This window comes from Phenylobacterium sp. (assembly GCF_030646615.1).
Lineage (GTDB): Bacteria > Pseudomonadota > Alphaproteobacteria > Caulobacterales > Caulobacteraceae > Phenylobacterium.
The window spans coordinates 63,764-81,505 of record NZ_JAUSLG010000073.1; the positions used below are offsets into that span (position 1 = coordinate 63,764).

21 protein-coding genes and 1 pseudogene are annotated in these 17,742 nt (G+C 66.9%); 16 read left to right on the forward strand and 6 right to left on the reverse strand.

What is annotated here, in order from left to right; translation table 11 throughout:
* Positions 1-1,077 precede the first annotated feature (1,077 nt).
* Positions 1,078-1,806: an RNA polymerase sigma factor gene (locus Q7S93_RS12820; protein ID WP_304714286.1), complete on the forward strand. Its 729-nt coding sequence runs from the start codon at positions 1,078-1,080 to the stop codon at positions 1,804-1,806.
* Between the two features lie 838 nt (positions 1,807-2,644).
* Here the strand turns inward: Q7S93_RS12820 and Q7S93_RS12825 are convergent.
* Positions 2,645-2,908, reverse strand: a complete 264-nt coding sequence (locus tag Q7S93_RS12825; RefSeq protein ID WP_304714287.1) for a hypothetical protein — start codon at positions 2,906-2,908, stop codon at positions 2,645-2,647.
* Between the two features lie 552 nt (positions 2,909-3,460).
* Here Q7S93_RS12825 and Q7S93_RS12830 point away from each other — a divergent pair.
* The 10 genes from Q7S93_RS12830 to Q7S93_RS19065 all read left to right on the forward strand — a co-directional run bounded on the left by Q7S93_RS12830 (position 3,461) and on the right by Q7S93_RS19065 (position 10,969).
* Positions 3,461-3,826: a hypothetical protein gene (locus tag Q7S93_RS12830; protein ID WP_304714288.1), complete on the forward strand. Its 366-nt coding sequence runs from the start codon at positions 3,461-3,463 to the stop codon at positions 3,824-3,826.
* Between the two features lie 43 nt (positions 3,827-3,869).
* On the forward strand, positions 3,870-4,907 hold the full coding sequence (locus Q7S93_RS12835) for a zinc-dependent alcohol dehydrogenase family protein (protein ID WP_304714289.1): 1,038 nt from the start codon (positions 3,870-3,872) through the stop codon (positions 4,905-4,907).
* A 49-nt stretch (positions 4,908-4,956) separates the two neighbouring features.
* On the forward strand, positions 4,957-5,400 hold the full coding sequence (locus Q7S93_RS12840) for a four-helix bundle copper-binding protein (RefSeq protein WP_304714290.1): 444 nt from the start codon (positions 4,957-4,959) through the stop codon (positions 5,398-5,400).
* A 55-nt stretch (positions 5,401-5,455) separates the two neighbouring features.
* Positions 5,456-5,833, forward strand: a complete 378-nt coding sequence (locus tag Q7S93_RS12845; protein WP_304714291.1) for a DUF1622 domain-containing protein — start codon at positions 5,456-5,458, stop codon at positions 5,831-5,833.
* A 55-nt stretch (positions 5,834-5,888) separates the two neighbouring features.
* Complete coding sequence (locus Q7S93_RS12850; RefSeq protein ID WP_304714292.1) at positions 5,889-6,578, forward strand: oleate hydratase; 690 nt, start codon at positions 5,889-5,891, stop codon at positions 6,576-6,578.
* A 138-nt stretch (positions 6,579-6,716) separates the two neighbouring features.
* Positions 6,717-6,977, forward strand: a complete 261-nt coding sequence (locus Q7S93_RS12855; protein ID WP_304714293.1) for a DUF2933 domain-containing protein — start codon at positions 6,717-6,719, stop codon at positions 6,975-6,977.
* Positions 6,978-6,986: 9 nt separating this feature from the next.
* Positions 6,987-7,655, forward strand: coding sequence for a methyltransferase family protein (locus Q7S93_RS12860; RefSeq protein WP_304714294.1), 669 nt, complete (start codon positions 6,987-6,989; stop codon positions 7,653-7,655).
* 33 nt (positions 7,656-7,688) lie between these two features.
* Positions 7,689-10,049: a heavy metal translocating P-type ATPase gene (locus Q7S93_RS12865; protein ID WP_304714295.1), complete on the forward strand. Its 2,361-nt coding sequence runs from the start codon at positions 7,689-7,691 to the stop codon at positions 10,047-10,049.
* A gap of 81 nt (positions 10,050-10,130) precedes the next feature.
* Positions 10,131-10,430, forward strand: coding sequence for a hypothetical protein (locus Q7S93_RS12870; protein WP_304714296.1), 300 nt, complete (start codon positions 10,131-10,133; stop codon positions 10,428-10,430).
* An 89-nt stretch (positions 10,431-10,519) separates the two neighbouring features.
* Positions 10,520-10,969: a methionine adenosyltransferase gene (locus Q7S93_RS19065; RefSeq protein WP_370652156.1), complete on the forward strand. Its 450-nt coding sequence runs from the start codon at positions 10,520-10,522 to the stop codon at positions 10,967-10,969.
* Here the strand turns inward: Q7S93_RS19065 and tnpB are convergent.
* The 5 genes and pseudogenes from tnpB to tnpC all read right to left on the reverse strand — a co-directional run.
* Positions 10,869-11,093, reverse strand: a complete 225-nt coding sequence (gene tnpB / locus Q7S93_RS12875; protein ID WP_304714409.1) for an IS66 family insertion sequence element accessory protein TnpB — start codon at positions 11,091-11,093, stop codon at positions 10,869-10,871. The two genes, Q7S93_RS19065 and tnpB, sit on opposite strands and share 101 nt — an antisense overlap.
* Positions 11,060-11,374: a transposase gene (locus Q7S93_RS12880; protein ID WP_304714297.1), complete on the reverse strand. Its 315-nt coding sequence runs from the start codon at positions 11,372-11,374 to the stop codon at positions 11,060-11,062. Before Q7S93_RS12880 ends, tnpB begins: the two co-directional genes overlap by 34 nt.
* A 138-nt stretch (positions 11,375-11,512) precedes the next feature.
* Complete coding sequence (locus tag Q7S93_RS12885) at positions 11,513-11,863, reverse strand: YbaN family protein (RefSeq protein ID WP_304714298.1); 351 nt, start codon at positions 11,861-11,863, stop codon at positions 11,513-11,515.
* 135 nt (positions 11,864-11,998) lie between these two features.
* Positions 11,999-12,379, reverse strand: a complete 381-nt coding sequence (locus tag Q7S93_RS12890; RefSeq protein ID WP_304714299.1) for a universal stress protein — start codon at positions 12,377-12,379, stop codon at positions 11,999-12,001.
* Positions 12,321-13,183: pseudogene (tnpC, locus tag Q7S93_RS12895) on the reverse strand (IS66 family transposase); the annotation flags it as partial. The gene Q7S93_RS12890 and the pseudogene tnpC, both read right to left, overlap by 59 nt.
* Between tnpC and Q7S93_RS12900 the strand changes: the two are divergent.
* From Q7S93_RS12900 to cueR, 5 genes are all read left to right on the forward strand, one after another.
* Positions 13,143-13,277 carry a hypothetical protein gene (locus Q7S93_RS12900; RefSeq protein WP_304714417.1) on the forward strand — a complete coding sequence of 45 codons (135 nt, stop codon included), beginning with the start codon at positions 13,143-13,145 and terminating at the stop codon, positions 13,275-13,277. The pseudogene tnpC and the gene Q7S93_RS12900 sit on opposite strands and share 41 nt — an antisense overlap.
* 526 nt (positions 13,278-13,803) lie before the next feature.
* A complete protein-coding gene (locus tag Q7S93_RS12910; RefSeq protein ID WP_304714300.1) occupies positions 13,804-14,025 on the forward strand; it encodes a hydroxylase in 222 nt (73 codons plus the stop codon).
* A gap of 217 nt (positions 14,026-14,242) precedes the next feature.
* Complete coding sequence (locus Q7S93_RS19070; RefSeq protein ID WP_370652157.1) at positions 14,243-14,434, forward strand: DUF1622 domain-containing protein; 192 nt, start codon at positions 14,243-14,245, stop codon at positions 14,432-14,434.
* Positions 14,435-14,786: 352 nt separating this feature from the next.
* Positions 14,787-17,297 (forward strand): heavy metal translocating P-type ATPase, encoded by a 2,511-nt coding sequence (locus Q7S93_RS12915; protein ID WP_304714301.1) that lies wholly within the window; start codon positions 14,787-14,789, stop codon positions 17,295-17,297.
* On the forward strand, positions 17,294-17,728 hold the full coding sequence (gene cueR, locus Q7S93_RS12920) for a Cu(I)-responsive transcriptional regulator (RefSeq protein WP_304714302.1): 435 nt from the start codon (positions 17,294-17,296) through the stop codon (positions 17,726-17,728). Before Q7S93_RS12915 ends, cueR begins: the two co-directional genes overlap by 4 nt.
* The last annotated feature ends 14 nt before the right edge of the window (positions 17,729-17,742 follow it).

Sequence of the window (17,742 nt, forward strand, 5' to 3'; positions counted from 1 at the left end):
CTTGGAGTTGATAGCGATCAGCGGCGCGGATGACGGCTGTTGCGCCGCCGTTAGCCGTCATTCCCCACTTCAGGGTGGTGGCAACCAGACGGCGGCATGGTGCCCTAGGCCCCCGCGAAAGCGAGACGCTCCTCGGCGCCCCGGCGCACTTTGTTGCCTGTTATTCCCCACCGCGCTTGGTCTCGAGAGCCGGCGCGGGGGCGGCCAACGTGGGCCACCCAGCTCCGCGGTCATCCTGAAGCGCACCACCCCGTCATGGGGCGATGTCCGTGGCGCGGCGAGATCGCCCGCAGCGGCCGTCGAGGCCTCCGAGCCCACCATGGTCGCCGGCGATCGTCCCGAAGCAGCACCGCAATTTTGACCGTCAGGTCCGACCGACCCGTCCAGCAATGGCTTTCGTGGTCCGCTGGATGGGCTGCGGGCGCGGCGCTTCGAGCATCGTGGCCTCCTGATCTCCTCGCCGAAAAGGCCGCCGTCAGCCAACGCGCCTTGATGCAGGGCAGCTCCACCTGGCTGGACGCCCCCTCTGTAAGTTCAGGCCGCAGCCGGCGTCTTGTTCGAACGCGCGCCGAGGTCGCCTTCACCTGCGGATTTGTACAAGGCGTTCGTCGCCGCTGGCCTGTATGACTGCTTTCGCGGCCAGCGCTGAGCTGCGGAACGGACGAGCGCCCCCCTCGCTCGCCCTCGCCTGATCAGGTGCTGCGCCGGGAGCGGGCCCTCGGGTCCGCTCCCAAGCGCGCTTCGACAGCACTCTTGATGTGCTCGATCCCGAACGAACCCTGCGCCACAACGAACCGCTGCGGAGCATCTCCCGCGGGCGACGCCCTGCGACGACACCCCCCAGGCGCGCCTTCACGCAGTTCTTCCATTCACGGGTCAGCGAGGATGAAGCATTGCAGGTCCGGCGCTTGGACGTCGGCCAACGTCTAGTGGCCGTCGAACCGGCAGTGCAGAATGGCGGGCAGAGCGTGAGAGACGCGGGGCACCCTCGTATCCACCGCGCAGAATAGCTTTGCTATACGCGCGTCGTAGCGAAAACCCTCAGAATTCATCTCCTCCAGAAGAAAATAGTTAGGCTTGATTCTGGCCAAGGAAGACTCACAAACTGGCATTGATATTTCGCGTCGATCAGCTCCAGGAATCAGTCGAATGCTTTACGCCAGGGCCGCGCAATTCGAGGACGCTGATAGCAGATCAACCTTACAGTCACGGGAACCCTTCTCAAAATTTGCGGATACTCAAGGTAGCGCGGACGATCTGGCCCTGCAGCTGGCCGCTCAACGGCCCCGCCAGCTGCGCTTCTTGCGCAGCCGTCTGCCCTCGCTGCAAGACGCCGAGGACGCCTGGCAGGACGGCGCCATTAAGTTCCTGCAGCACGCTGAATCCCTGTGCGCCGCCGAACGCCCTCAGACCTGGATGGACGTCTCCCTGCGCCGGCTGGTGGTCGACCGCTACCGAAGGGCCGCCGTCCAGCGCCGCACTCTCCACGCCCTCGCCAACCAGCCCCCGCCGGACGCGGCGGACGCGGCGGACGCAACCGAGGAGCTCGTCGCCCCAATCGATTGCCTGAAGACCGCGCTCCACGCGCTTAAGCCAGAATATGGCGAAATCCTCGCCGCGACTTATCTCGAGGACCGCCCGCTGAAGGAAGTCGCTCGCGACCTGGAGCTCACCGCCAATAACGCCGCCGTGCGCGTCCACCGAGCCCGCAACGCCCTGCGCCAGGCCATGGCCGAGAAGTGCCCAGTCTGCCCACTGGCCGATTGCTGGGCGAAAGACAGGGTTGAAAAGCTGCTCCAGACCTGACGCGGGCCAGCGACGGCCGCGCCAGCTGCGTGATCTAGAAAACGTAACCCGCCCGTCGCAGCCGTAGCCGCGCTAGAACCATCGCACTGCCGCTCGCCCTCCGCACCCTCCGGCTCTCAACCCTTGACGCCCGTCATTCCGAAGGGCGTGCCTTTCGTACGCGTATCCGAAGCAGAAAGAGCGGAGGCGGGCGTCGCGGCTCATGTTGCATGCTTGGCCTTCGAGATTGGTACGCCCCCGCCGCCAGCTATGTGAGGACGACCGGGGGCGTCTGGTCCCCTCGGCCCCTGCGGTCGTCTGGGCTGAATCGTCGGCGGCCGTTGCGGCCGGAGGCGTCACAGTCGGTGTCGCGGTCGCGGTCGGCGCGAGCGAGGCGTCGGTCTCCTTTCGCAGGCCGCGAGCGACAGGAAGAGCGCCGAGGCGCCGTCGAAGCGCGCCGCGGGTGAAGTCGGAAGGATGTTCATGGGCACTTTTTTGAAGCGTCTGCCACGTGCGTCACCAAGAGGCTTTGCGGCCCCCGTCGCCGTTTGCGACCGGGGCTGTTGGGCGTCAACGGCGATCGTCCTAGCGTGTGTCGGACGGGGTGTTGGCTGGAGCAAGCCCCGCCCCAGGCGCATGCTGTTCGCGCAGCCTTCTACCGACCTCAGGCCCCTCGCCATGGTCGTCCTCCCCTTCGCCCGTCGCCTGCGATGGCGTGCTGGCTCCCGAAGTTGCGGGCGCGGAGGCCGCCGCAGCAGGCGTGCTCTCCGTCTTTTTCTCGCAGGCGTCGAGCGCCAGGAGCAGGACCACTGCAGAGGAGAATGCGGCGAGTCGGCCGGTGGTGTTCATGTCGGTGTCTTCATGGGGCGGCGCCCGGAGCGGCGCGGCCATGTTGAGAAGCTACTTGCGGGCGGTTCAGCTGCCCTCGACCGGCGCCTTGGGTGTGACGAACTTGGGGCTTCGGCGCCGCCTGGGGCATCGTCTCATGCTCCATGGGAGCGGCCTTGTCCTTGCCCATCGGCATGCCATAGCCCTTCATATACATGCCCTGGCCGACACCTTTGCCCTTCATGTCGCCGCAACCTTTCTCCATGCCGGCTTGCGGAGGCGCGTCGGAACTCATGGACGCGGGCGGACCCATAGCGCCATGGCCGGCGGGCGGGCCGTGACCGGCGGGAGGTCCCATTGCGCCGTGACCGGGCTGCGCCCTCTTGGCTGGCATGCCGCCTTTGCACCCCTCGCTCATGGCCGGTTTCGCCGGCGCGGTATGGGCGGCCGGCGCGGCGGCGGGCATCTGATATCCGCCCTGCTGAGCCTGCACGAGCGCGGGGCTGAGGGTGAGGGCGGCGAGGACGGTGGCCGCGGAGAGAAGGGTGTTCAGGTCGAATCTCTCGGATTCCCGGATGGGTTCACGCCACCCTGCGGCGCGCGCGGGGCGCCAGCCTTGCGGTAGATCAAATGTGTGCCGAGGCCGCTAAATCCGGGTGGGCGTGCCCAACAGCTCCAGCGCTGTAATCATCGCGCGCCGGGCGCGTCCCTAGGAATTGAACGCGGGTGCATGGTGGGGCCCGAGTACGGGCGCGCCCTGCCCGTCAGCGAGAAGCCCCGCTTCCCGCCGAGGAGTGGCCTCGCCGGCTGCAGGTCTGGACTCGCGGAGAGTCCTAGGAGGTTCGATATGAACAGGATGATTGGACGGGCTCTGGGCCTCTCGGCGCTTCTAGCGCTAATGCCTGTGCTGGGCTCTGCCGCCACAACAGAGGTCTGGCACCGGTACATCATGCGGGGTCAGGTCGTGGAGATGCAGGGCCAGGCGGTGATCCTTTGCGTCGGGACCGCCGAAGGGGCCAAGCCGGGACAGGTCCTCACTGTTGTCCGATTCATCGGAACGCCAGGAGCATCGAAAGGTGCGCCGCCCATCCCGCGCCGCGATGATGTCGGCGCGGTCCGCATCGACCGGGTCATCGACGAGCACTTCGCCGAGGCGACCCTGGTCAACGGCCAGGCCAGGAAGTTCGATCTGGTCGAACTGAAAGCTCGCTAGCGCGCCCGACGCGGCTCCATTCTGGAATCTCGAGGAAACGATCATGAAAGCACTTGTCTATGGCGGCCCCGGCCAACTCACCCTCACGGAGCGGCCGAAGCCTGAGCTTCAGGAGCCGGGCGACGCGATCATCAAGATGCTGAAGACGACGATCTGCGGCACCGACCTGCACATCGTGAAGGGCGACGTCCCGACCTGTGCCGCCGGCCGCATCCTCGGCCACGAGGGCGTCGGCGTCGTCGAGTCCGTCGGCGTGGGCGTCCGCGCCTTCAAGCCGGGCGACCACGTGCTGGTCTCCTGCATATCGTCCTGCGGCAAGTGCGAATTCTGTCGGCGGGGCATGTACTCCCATTGCACGACGGGAGGCTGGATCCTCGGGAACACCATCGACGGGACCCAGGCCGAATATGTCCGCACCCCCCATGCCGACACCAGTCTCTATCCGATCCCGGCCGGCGCCGACGAGGAGGCGCTCGTCATGCTCAGCGACATCCTGCCGACGGGCTTCGAGTGTGGGGTGCTCAACGGCAAAGTGGCTCCGGGGGCCACGGTTGCGATCGTCGGGTCCGGACCCATCGGTCTCGCCGCCCTGCTCACCGCCCAGTTCTATTCACCGGCCGAGATCATCATGATCGACGTCGACGACAACCGGCTGGGGATCGCCCGCCAGTTCGGGGCGACCCACACCATCAACAGCGCCGACGGCAAGGCCGTGGACGCGGTCAGGGCGCTGACCGGCGACCGCGGCGTGGACGCCGCGATTGAGGCCGTTGGTCTGCCGGCGACCTTCGAGCTTTGCCAGGACCTGGTCGCGGTCGGCGGGGTGATCGCCAACATCGGCGTCCATGGGCACAAGGTCGACCTGCATCTCGAGCGGCTGTGGTCCCAGAGCGTCACGATCACCACGCGTCTGGTGGACACCGTGACCACGCCGATGCTGTTGAAGACCGTTCAGTCCAGGAAGCTCGATCCGACGCGGCTCATCACCCATCACTTCAGCTTGGACAACGGCGTCGACGCCTACGACACCTTCCGCCGGGCGGCCGAAACCCAGGCCCTCAAGGTGATCATCAACACCTGAGAGATCTGATCGCAGGCAAACGCGGGCATCAACGCCCCAGATCCGCAGAATGGAGATGCAAGTGCGCGACCGCAGAGAACTCCTGGCCGTCCTCACCCTCGCCGGGGCCGCCGCCGCCATGCCCGCCGCGGCGCAAGCCCCCCCGTCCGGCGATGGTCATGGCATGTCGATGGATGACTGCGTGGCGCTCTGCATCGCGTCGCATCGTAGTTGCCTGACGAGCGCCCGGCACGTGATCGAACAGCCGGGACTTCGCGCGCCGGCGCAGTTCGTGGCGCTGCTGCAGGACTGCGCTGAGCTCTGCCAGACGACCGCCAATTCGATGCTCCGCGGGGCGCCGACGCACACTCTGCTCTGCAGCGCCTGCGCCGACCTCTGCGCCGCGTGCGCTCAGGCCTGCGACGCCTTCAAGGGCGACGCGGTGCTCACCCGATGCGCCGCGACGTGCCGGGAGTGCGGCGCGGCGTGCCGGCACATGGCCATGGCGATGTAGGACGGTCACCCGCCTCCGCCGGCGAGCCCTCCAGAAAGGACGACGCAAAAGCTCCGTGAACACGAACGTCATGGTCGGGATCGTCCAGGAAGTCACCGTCTGGCTGGCCGCAGCGACCGACGCCGTGGCCGTCGCCCTGATCGGCCTCGCCGTCGTCGAAGCGGTCGTCCGCAAGCTGGCGCTTGTGTGGCGACGGCGAGGCGGTGCGCCGAGCCCCGGCCCGCACGACCTTATCGAGGACACGCGCCTGCGCCTGGCGCGCTCCCTTGCGCTCGCCCTGGAGTTCCTGCTGGCCGCCGACATCATGCGCACCGCCGTCGCCCCGACGTGGCATGAGATCGGGCAACTGGCCGCGATCGCGGCGCTGCGGACGGCCCTCAACTTCTTCATCCAACGTGAGATCGACGGCGCGGCGGCACGCCGGACGCCTTGAGAGATTCGCCAACCGGCCTCGATCGGGTCGATCACGCCCAAGTCAGGACTTCGCCATGGCCGCCCCTGCCCGCACTGCCCCCCAGCGCCGCGCCTATCTGGTCGGCGGCGGGATCGCCTCGCTCGCCGCCGCGGCGTTCCTGGTGCGCGACGGCGGCCTTCGCGGAGCCGACATCGAGATCTTCGAAGAAACCGCGACCGTGGGCGGCAGCCTCGACGGTTCGGGGAGCGCCGACGTCGGCTACGTCGTCCGCGGCGGACGAATGTTCACCTACGAGGCCTACAGCTGCACCCTTGCGATGCTCGACTCGATACCATCGCTTGCAGACGCTGCGGTCTCCCTGAGAGACGAGATGCTCGCGTTCAACACGGAAGTGCGCTCGGACTCGCATGCGCGGCTCGTCGCGGGCGGACGGCGTCTGGACGCCTCCGACCTGCAGCTCACATCCCGCGACCAGCTCGACCTGGCGAAGGTGATGGCGACGTCGGACGCCGGATTGGGGACGAGACGCATAGAGGAGCTGTTCCGACCCGGGTTCTTCGAGACCAACTTCTGGTGCATGTGGGCCACCACCTTCGCCTTCCAGCGCTGGCATAGCGCCGTCGAGCTGAAGCGCTACATGCACCGTTTCGTGCAGGAGCTTCCGCGCCTCCACACATTGGGCGGCGTGCGCCGCACGCGGTTCAACCAGTACGACTCCCTTGTCCGTCCGCTCCAGCGCTGGCTGGAAAGGCAACCGTCGTGAGGCATGCCCCCAGCGAACCTTGCCGACCCAGCCAGCGGAAGCGCCGGCGTAATGTCAGCCGTGTCCCTGCGTCTATCTCGGGTCCGGCAAAGGCCACTTCGCGAAAGACCGCCGGCTTGATGACAAGGAACATAAGTCGTGGCGGACCCTCCCAATTCCCGCAGCATCCTACGCGGCTTGGCCATAGCCGCCGGCGGGGCGGTGCTGGCGTATCTCTTCTTCGGCGAGCACCGGGTCCACCTCTTGGGCTATCTGCCGTTCCTGTTCCTGCTCGCCTGCCCGCTGCTGCACATGACGATGCATGGGGGCCACGGCGGTCATGCGGGCCACGGCGACAAGGCCGGTCCTTCCCAGACGGACGCGCCTAAGGCGCCCCCCGCTCATCAACACAAGTCCTAGGGAGCCCCCATGCAGGAGCCGCAAGCCTACGGCCTTTGGTCGCTCGTGATCCTGAACTCGGTCCTATTCATCTTCTTCGCGTTCAGCTTCTTCAAGCCGAAGACGGCGCGCGACTGGCGCTCCTTCGGCGCCTTCAGCGCCTTCCTAGTCGCGCTCTTCACCGAAATGTATGGCTTTCCGCTGACCATCTATGTGCTGTCCGGCTGGCTGCAGAGCCGCTATCCGAACGTGAACTGGTTCAGCCACGACGCTGGCCACCTGCTGGAGATGATGTTCGGCTGGAAGGCCAACCCCCACTTCGGCCCGTTCCACATCATCAGCGCGCTGTTCATCGGCGGCGGTTTCTGGCTGATTTCCGCTGGCTGGAGCGTGCTCTACCGCGCCCAGCGTGACGGCCAGTTGGCGACGACCGGACCGTACAAGTCCGTCCGTCATCCGCAGTACGGCGGCTTCGCCCTGGTGATGTTCGGCTTCCTTCTGGAGTGGCCGACGATCCTCACCATCGCGATGTTCCCGTTCCTCCTGTTCATGTACTGGCGCCTGTCGATGAACGAGGAAAAGGAGGCGTTGGCGACCTTCGGCGAGCAGTACGCCGCCTATAAGCGTACGACGCCCGCCTTCTTCCCGCGGTTCGGGCGTCGGGACCGCGGGTCGGATCCGGCCCTCGGCCATTCCTGAGACCATCCGTCCTCTCCAGCCAGACAGAGCTTCATGCGCACCATCACCGTCGATGTATCGGGCTTCCGCACCCCGCTCGATCCGCTCGTCATCGAGAAGCACCTGCGGGCCCTGAAAGGAGTCCGCAGCGCTACCGCCAACTTCGCCTCCGCCTCGGCCAGCGTCGAGTATGACGATGCAGCGGTCAGCGCGGCTGAGCTCGAGCAGGCTGTGCGCGACTGCGGCTTCCACTGCCGCGGCGAACTCGTCCCGCAGCACGTCTGCGGGACCGCCGGCGACACGGTCTCACATGGGGCGCCCGCCCACGCGCACCACCGCGGAGCAAAGCCTGACGTCGCCGCCACTAATGCCGGCCACGACGACATGGCCGAGATGGGCCATGGCGCCGGCATGGACATGGCCGCGATGGCCCGGGACATGCGCAACCGCTTCCTGGTCGCCCTGGTCTTCACGATCCCGATCTTCTTCCTGGCCCCGATGGGCGTGGAAGCGCTGCGGGTGGCGCCGCCCTTCGGGTGGCCGCTGAAGCCGACGCTGTTCGTCCTGGCGAGCGCGGCGATCCTCTATCCCGGCTGGACGTTCTTCGTCGCCGCCGTGCGCGCCCTACGCAAGCGCGTCTTCAACATGGCCGTGCTGGTCCTGCTGAGCGTCGGCACCGGCTATCTGTTCAGCATTGGGGCGACCTTCTTCTTCGAGGGCGAGCAGTTCTACGAGGCCTCCGCGCTGCTGCTGGTCTTCATCCTCCTGGGTCATTGGCTGGAGATGCGGGCCCGCGCAGGCGCCTCCGAAGCCATCCGCCGGCTGATGGACCTCGCGCCGCCGACCGCCAGGGTGCTTCGCAACGGCGCAGAAGTGGATGTGCCCACGTCGGAGGTGGTCGCCGGAGACGAGGTGCTCGTGCGGCCCGGCGGCAAAATCCCGGTGGACGGGACGATCGAAGACGGCGCCTCCGAGGTCGACGAGTCGATGCTGACCGGCGAGTCCCTGCCGGTTTCCAAGACGGTCGGCGACACCGTGATCGGCGGTGCGATCAATAAGAGCGGCGCCTTCCGATATCGCGCGACCAAGGTGGGCGCCGACACCGCGCTGGCCCAGATCGTCAAGCTCGTGCAGGAAGCACAGAACTCCAAGGCGCCGGCGCAGCTGTTGGCCGACCGCGCCTCGCAGTGGCTGGTCCTGGCGGCCATCGCGGTCGGGCTCGCGACCTTCGTCATCTGGTTCTGGGTGATCGGCCAGACGCTGCTCTTCGCGCTCACCCTCACCATCACGGTGTTCGTCATCGCCTGCCCCGACGCGCTCGGGCTCGCGACTCCGATGGCGATCATGGTCGGCACCGGCCTGGGCGCGGCGAACGGCATCCTGATCAAGGACGCGGCGGCGCTGGAAGAGGCGGTGAAACTCGACATCGTGGTCTTCGATAAGACTGGCACGCTCACCACCGGCGAACCCAAGGTCGTGCAGGTCACGCCGGCAGCCGGGATCGACGAAAACGACCTCGTCGCCACGGCCGCAGCCCTGGAACATGGCTCCGAGCACCACATCGCCAAGGCTGTGCTGGCGCGCGCCGAGGGTCTGCAAGTCCAACCGGCGAGCAACTTCCAGTCGTTTGGCGGCAAGGGGCTCACGGGCGAGGTTGAGGGGCGCCAGGTGCTCTCCGGCAATCGCATGCTGATGGCGGACAATGGCGTGGAGCTCGGGGAACTCGCCGGCGAATCCGTGCGCCTTCAAGGCGCGGGCCGCACCGTGGTACACATCGCCCGCGACGGCCGGGTGATCGGCATCATTGCGGTCGCCGACGCCGCGCGTCCAACCGCCAAGGCCACGATCGCTCGCCTGCAAGAGTTGGGCGTCAAGGTGGCGATGATCACCGGCGACAACGAGGGCACGGCGAAGCGGGTCGCGGCCGAGCTCGGGATCGACATCGTGCTGGCCGAAGTGCTGCCGGGCGACAAGGCCGCCAAGGTAAAGGAATTGCAGGCGCAGAAGCACCGGGTTGGGTTCGTTGGCGATGGGGTGAACGACGCCCCGGCCCTGACCCAGGCCAACGTCGGCTTCGCCATCGGCGCCGGCACCGACGTGGCGATCGAGAGCGCCGACGTCGTGTTGATGCGCAGCGATCCCGCCGACGTGGTTAAGGCCATTGAACTTTCGCGCGCCACCCTGCGCAAGATGCACCAGAACCTCTGGTGGGCGGTCGGCTACAACGTGATCGCCTTCCCCCTCGCGGCGGGGGTGCTCTATCCCATCACGCTCAGTCCGGAGGTCGCCGCCATGGCGATGTCGGGCAGTTCCGCCCTGGTGGCCATCAACGCGCTTCTGTTGAAGCGCACGCGGCTCGGCGTGAAGGCGAGCACGGCTGAGACGCCAGGCGTCCTCAGCCCGTCGCCCGCCTAGTCTCGCCGTAAGGTTCCTCGCCGGCGCGCGTCAATCCTGTGCAGGCCAGTCAGAACGGTCGCGCCACAGGAGGAGACCCCGATGTCGACCACCTTCCATCAGTCCCGTCAGGCAGCCGCCGCCCATCACGGCGGCGTAGCGATTGTCCCGCTGGGTTTTACGCTGTCCATCTTCATGGCGGCGAGCTTTCTGCTCTGCGCGCTGGGCGGGTTCCTGCCCGGCCTGGAGACCCTGCATTTCCTCGGTGCGCTCTATCCAAGCCTCAACTGGACGAGCCCGGCTCTGATTGCGGCCGGTACCGCGTGGGCTTTCGCCTGCGGCTGGTACGTCGCCGTGTTCTGCGGCCTGCTCTACAACACCTTCTCCGCCCGCCGGAGCTGAGCGAACGGGCGCGCCAGCCAAGTCGGCGCGCTCCTCGTGACGAACATGAGGACTTCGTCCTGACACCGCTTGCGCCGAGCGCGAGCGCCGTGGAGGTGGTCGAGCGCAAGGGGGCCGGCCATCCCGACACCATCTGCGACGCGCTCGCCGAGCAGCTCTCACGTGACCTCTGCCGCGCCTATCGCGACGAGTTCGGGACAATCCTCCATCACAACGTTGACAAGGCGCTCCTGAGCGCCGGACGGTCAGCTCCGGCGTTCGGCGGCGGGCAAGTGGAGACACCGATCGAGATCTATCTCGGTGGTCGCGCGACGGCGTCGGCAGGCGGCAAGGACATACCGGTCGCGGAGATCGCCGTCGAGGGCGCGCGACGGTGGCTGGGCCAACATCAGCCGTTTGAGGCGCCCCCGCGTGCGTCCCGAGTCACCTTGTCGCACCCTATCGGACGGCGCTCGGACGGTTTCTCCGAGGCGGGTGGACCCGGGTCCAGTCCAGCCCTTCAACGAGCGCAGATAGCTGCGCCGAGGACAGCTTCATGACCCCCTCGCTGATCGGCGGCCACTTGAACGCGCCCTCGTCCAGCGCTTTCCACAGCATCACCAGCCCGGTTCCATCCCAGGTCACGATCTTCACCCGGTCCGCCCGCTTGGCTCGGAATACCAGTACCGTCCCCGCTGCGACATCCCACCCGAGCCGGCGTCGTCGATCTCGACCCGGGCGAACCCCAAGGGGTCCGAAGCCTCGCGCGCATCCCGCCGCCAAGTGAAAATCTGCGTCTTCGACAGGCTGTAGCGCGCAGACGCCTCGCCCACCGACGTCTCGTAGCTCTCCGCCACGATCTGGGCCTTGGCCTCAGCGCTCCACCGGCGCCGCTGCGCCGTCCCGGTAAACACCTCGATGCGACGCGCCGAAGGCATCATCAGCACATCATCACCAGGCATCATCAGCACCCCAAGCCCGCACACGGCCAATCGGCCGGCAGACTCGGCGATCACGTCAGCCCGGGGAAGGTGGGGTAAAAGGCTCGCTTACTGACAAAGCGCCGCTCGGCGCTGATGACGCGGTGACGTCCAGACGTCCGCTCATCGCTCCGGACGGCTCCAGATCCATACGCCGCCAATGAGGTTGACCGCGCAGGGGAGCAATGAGATTGGAAAGTCCAGCGCCACGAAGCCGACGATCGCGCTCAGGGTGAAGGCGATCAGCGCGGCGATCTTCCCCTGGCGGCTGATAGCGCGGTTCTTGCGCCAGGTGCGAATGTGCGGCCCGAACGTGGGGTGCTCCACGAGCTTGCGCTCCAGACGGGGACTGCTCCGGGCGAACAGAAACGCCGCTAGAACCACGAACGGCACGGTGGGCAGGGGCAAGACCATGCCTACGCCGCCAAGCGCAAGGGCGAGAAAACCTAGCAGTAGGTAGATTGGTCGTCCCATCCAGCGGCGCCGTTCGCTTTAGTCACCCCTCCGCATCGTCAAGGTCATACGCGGATGTATATTCGCGATCCGAGCGGCGAGGCGGAGCCAGGTCCGGCCGCTCGTGCGGATCCGGAGGGTGACCGGGCTGTGGGCCTACCGGACAACCAGCACCGGAACGGCGCTGTGAGCGAGAACTTCGGACGTCGTGCTGCCCAGAAGCAGGCGATTCAGGCCGCGGCGACCATGCGAAGCCATGACAATCAGGCTGCAGTCCCGCGACTTGGCCGCATCGATGATGGCTTCAGCGGGTTGGGCGTTCGGCACATGGAGCGTGTCGGCACTCACCCCGGCTTGGTCGGCCGCTCCCTTGGCGGCCGAAAGAATGCGGGCTTCAGGACCTCGTCGATGAACCGCTGGCGGGCGGCGGCGATGTGCGCTTTCTCGGACTCGGACGGGCCTCTGGAGCTTTTTGGCATCAGCGGCGATGTCCCTGGATGGGGGCGATCGGGCGCCAGTTCCAGGGCATGAGTTCATCGAGCTTCTGAGCGGGATGCTCGGCGATGCGGCCCAGGACGTCGGCCAGCTAGGCCTGCAGATCGACATCGTTGAGCTTGGCGGTGACGATCAGGCTGTACATGAAGGCCGCGCGCTCACCGCCGCGGTCGGAACCGGCGAACAGCCACGACTTGCGTCCCAGCGCGATGCCGCGCAGCGCCCGCTCGGCGGCATTGTTGGTCAGGCAGATCCGGCCGTCGTCCGTGAAGCGGCTGAAGGCGGTCCATCGCTTGAGCATGTAATCGATGGCCTTGGCCAGGTCGTTGCCGCGTGAGAGCTTGGCGCGCTGCAGGGTCATCCAGGCCTTGAGATCGGCGACCAGCGGGGCGCTGAGTTCCTGGCGCACGGCCTGGCGCCGGTCGGCGCCCTGGCCGGTAATCGCCCGCTCGATCTCGAACAGCGCATCGATGCGGTGCACAGCCTCCAGCGCCATCGGTGAGATCACCGCCGGCGCCTTGCCCTGGCCTTGCGGCGGGCGCTGGCGGCGATGTCGGCCAGCACGAAGAACTTGCGCCGGGCGTGCGCCCAGCAGGCGGCTTCCAGGACCGGGGCCGGCTGGCGCTGGGCGGCGTAGAGCTCGCCATAGCCGCTGTAGGCGTCGGCCTGCAGCACGCCAGCCCAGCCTTGAAGGTGGCTGGTGGGGTGCTCGCCTCTTCGATCGCGCGAATAGTAGAACACCGCCGCCGGCGGGGCCGGCCCGGCGAAGGGGCGGTCGTCCCGGACGTAGGTCCGACATCGGGCCATGTCGGTCTTGCCCTTCGCCAGCACCGGGACCGTGGTGTCGAAGATGACGTGTGTTGAGGTCGGCCAGCTGCTGGAAGAGGAGATTGTAGAGCGGCGGAACCCGGGCGAGGTTGTCGGCGAGGCGCCCAAATAGAGAGTCGTCGGCACGTCTCGCATGCGTCGCAGGTCGAAATCACGACGACGGCGCCGGCAGGATCACGGTCGACCAGGGCCCCATTTCCGGAGGCGGGCTGGCCGGCGATGACCATGGGCTTCAAAGCCGCGCCTGCCTCGTGCAGAGCGTGAAGGCTGGCGACAGGGTCGCCTTCGACCTGACTTTGAAGGACGGCGGCGGCGTACCAACCTTGTCTGTTGAGAGGCTGCTAGCTTGGCGGGGGCCGGGGAGCCCTTGGGAGAACATACCTGTCCCCGGTGATCCCCAGCGCCATAGTCGGTGGACGCCAGCGTCGCAGTTTGAAAAATATCAAGCGACGATCGCGGACGGAAAGGGTTCCGGCTCATTTGTTGGTCATTTCGGAACACATTTTAAGCATTTTCGCCACCAGTCTGCTCACTTTTTCAGATCATCGGCTTAGTAACCAGACAGAAACAACCCTGGACTGTTCTCAACCGGCGCCATGGTATAGGTTCAAACAACGTCTAGCAGGAGAGACAGAATAATGATGAAGAGGCTGTACATCTGGGGTGCGATCGCCGCAGCGGCGGCGCTTGCCGCGTGCGCGACCATCAATGAGCCGCCGACCGCTGAGCAGCGAGCGGCTTGCGAAAAGATGCTAGAAATGGGCGAAGGCGCCACGCACAGTCACTCGTCGGATAAGAGCGGGACGGTGAACACTATGAGCATGACCCATGCGCAGTGCCGCCAGCTGCTCGGTAAATAGTCCCTTGGAGGCGGCTAATTGACCGTCGCTAGGCGAAAATCGGCGCCGCCTCTTATCCCTGGGCGGCGCCGTACTTGGCACCGGGTGCGAGATGCCAATCACTTGTGATCGTTCGCTTCGGCGTATCAGCCTTGGGTTAGGAATCGGCATCCCGCGGCTATTGGCGCCCGGTGCCGCCTTCCATCGCCCATGTCCTTGAACTCTGGCGTCGGCAGCCGTGTCCTCGTGCTCGCGGGGGCGCGCGCAACGGCCGTGGTCTGGAGTTTCTCTTGGCCGCAGACATCATGGGCACGGCGGCCGCTCCCAATGGACCGAAATAGGCCAGCTCGCTGCGATCGCTGCTCTGCGCACGGCGTTGAAGTACTTTATTCAGCGTGAGCTCAATTTGCTTAGCGTCCGAGCCTCGTAAACACCACCGATCGGACTTTCATCTCCACAGTCGGTGAGTGTCGATACAACAGGGTTTGTTCTCCTGACGGCGACTTTGGCCAGCAAGGGTTCGGGCAGAGGAAGCAGCGACACAGAGTCCTGCGCCTCCGAGGATCAAAATCCACACACCGTCGCCAGCTGCGAATCCTGCGAGGGCGGAGACCCAAATGGCCCGAAACCCCCATCCATCCGAGGGGGGCGGCTTTTCGCGCGCGTATTCCAAGGAGATCGATCGGCGACTCCGACCGTCGGCGGCAGATTCCGCGTGCCCTTGACCTTCCTATCATGGGAAGGTCCATTTGAGCTGGGCATCGTCGTTGAGGAGCCAGCCAATGCCCGAACAAATCCTTCAGCCGCTGGAGATTCCCGTCCTGGGGATGACCTGCGCGAGCTGCGTCGGCCGCGTGGAGAAGGCGATCTCGGCCGTCCCTGGCGTCGTTCGCGCCTCAGTGAACCTCGCCGCCGAGCGCGTCCACGTGGAGCTCACGCCCGAAGGCCAGTCTGCGGCCGTCGTCGAAGCGATCCGCAAGGCCGGGTACGAGCCGCTTGAACACACCCTCGAACTGAAGATCGAGGGCATGACCTGCGCCAGCTGCGTCGGGCGGGTGGAGCGGGCGCTTCGCGCCACGCCGGGCGTGCTGCAAGCGCAGGTCAACCTCGCTACGGAGCGCGCCACGGTCACCGTGCTCGAGGGCGCTGATACAGCCGCCCTGGTCGCCGCCGTCGAAAAGGCCGGCTACCACTCCGCGCCGATCGTCGAAGCCGGCCCGGACTTCGCCGATCGCGAACGTGAGGCGCGCGCGGCGGAGGTCAGGGGACTGAAGCGGGCAGTGGGCCTCGCCGCCCTGGCGACCATCCCACTGTTCTTGATCGAGATGGGCCGCCATTTCGTGCCCGGCGCCCACCATCTCCTGGCGAGCACGGTCGGAGAGCAGCCCTGGCGCTTGATCAGCTTCGCGCTGGCCGCCTTCGTGCTGTTCGGTCCTGGCTTGCGCTTCTATCGCAAGGGCGTGCCGAACCTCGTTCGGCGCACGCCGGACATGAATTCCCTGGTGGTGCTCGGCGCGACGGCCGCGTTCGCCTATTCGACCGTCTCCACCTTCATACCCAGCCTGCTGCCGGCCGGAGCCAATCACATCTACTTCGAAGCCGCCGCCGTGATCGTCACCCTGATCCTGGTCGGACGCCTGTTTGAGGCCCAGGCGAAGGGCCGCACGAGCGAGGCGATCAAGCGTCTGATGACGCTGCAGGCGAAGACCGCGCGCGTGGAGCGGGCGGGCGTGGTCCTCAAGGTTCCCGTCTCCGAGGTCCTTGTCGGCGACATCGTCGTGGTCCGGCCGGGCGAACGGGTGCCGGTGGACGGCGAGGTCCTGGACGGGGCCTCTTACGTCGACGAATCCATGATCACGGGCGAGCCGGTCCCGGTCGAGAAAGGTCCGGGCGCCGCCGTGGTTGGCGGCACGGTCAACAAGACCGGGACTTTCCGCTTCCTCGCAACGAAGGTGGGCGCAGCCACCCTGCTCGCCCAAATCGTGCGAATGGTGGAGGCCGCCCAGGGCGCCAAGCTGCCGATCCAGGCTCTCGTCGACAAGGTCACCAGCTGGTTCGTGCCGGCCGTCATCGTCGGCGCTGTCTTGACCTTCGCTGCCTGGCTGGTCTTCGGCCCCAGCCCGGCGCTTAGCTTCGCGCTGGTCAACGCCGTAGCGGTGCTGATCATCGCCTGCCCGTGCGCCATGGGCCTGGCGACCCCCACTTCGATCATGGTCGGCACCGGCCGCGCCGCGGAGCTGGGCGTCCTCTTCCGCCGCGGCGAGGCCCTGCAGAGCCTACGCGACGTTCAGGCGGTCGCCTTCGACAAGACGGGGACACTGACGCTCGGCCGCCCGGTCCTGACGGACGTCCGCGTCACGGATGGGTTCACGGGGTCCGATCTCCTGCGCATGGTGGCGGCGGTCGAAAGCCGCTCGGAACATCCGATCGCCCAGGCGATCGTCGAGGCGGCCCAAGCCCGCGGCTTGCAGCTGCCCGAGATCTCCCGCTTCGAGGCCCTTCCCGGCTTCGGCGCTGAAGCGCTCGTCGACGGCCGGCGGATCCAGGTTGGCGCGGACCGCTTCATGGCGAAGCTCGGTGTCTCGGTCGCCCCCTTCGCCACCGACGCGGAACGCCTCTCAGGTGAGGCCAAGACGCCGATCTATGCGGCGGTCGACGGCGAACTCGCCGCCATCCTCGCCGTCGCCGACCCGATCAAAGACACTACGGCCGAGGCCCTGGCGACGCTGAAAGCGGCGGGTCTGAAGGTGGTGATGATTACCGGAGACAATCGGCGGACGGCGCAGGCGGTCGGCGCGGCGCTCGGCTTGGACGAGGTGATCTCCGAGGTGCTGCCGGACGGGAAGGTCGCCGCCGTGAAGGACCTGCAACAACGCTATGGCCGCGTGGCCTTCGTCGGCGACGGGGTCAACGATGCCCCGGCCCTGGCGAGCGCCGACGTGGGGATCGCCATGGGAGCTGGAACGGACATCGCCATCGAGAGCGCCGACGTGGTGCTGATGCGCAGCGACCTGCGCGGCGTGGCCACGGCGATCGCGCTCAGCCGCGCGGTGCTGCGGAACATCCGCCAGAACCTGGTCTGGGCGTTCGGCTACAACGTGGTGCTGATCCCGGTCGCCGCCGGGCTGCTCTACCCGGCCTTGGGCCTGTTGCTCTCGCCCATGGTCGCCGCCGGCGCCATGGCGCTCTCCAGCGTCAGCGTGCTCGCCAACGCCCTGCGCCTTCGCGCCTTCAAGCCTGTGGCCGCCCGAGCGGCCGCATCCCAACCCGCCGTTCAAGGAGCCGCCGCATGAACATTGGTCAGGCGTCAAAGGCCACTGGCGTGACCGCGAAGATGATCCGCTATTACGACGAGATCGACCTGGTGCGGCCGGCGAGCCGGACGGACTCGAACTACCGCGAATACGACGATCGCCAGATCAACGAGCTGCGCTTCATCAAGCGCGCCCGCAGCCTGGGCTTCTCAATGGACGAGATCACTCAGCTCCTGTCGCTGTGGCGGGACCGGGGGCGCCCGAGCCGCGAAGTGAAGGCGATCGCCGACCGCCATGTGGCGGATCTCGACGCCCGCATCGCCGAGATGCAGGCGATGGCCGAGACCCTGCGCCATCTTTCTCACTGCTGCGCCGGCGACGATCGGCCCGACTGTCCGATCCTCGCAGATCTGACGGAAGGTAAGGAACCATCGGACCCCGTCAGACGGCGGCCGTCCTTCAACCGCTAGTCCTGTAAAATCCG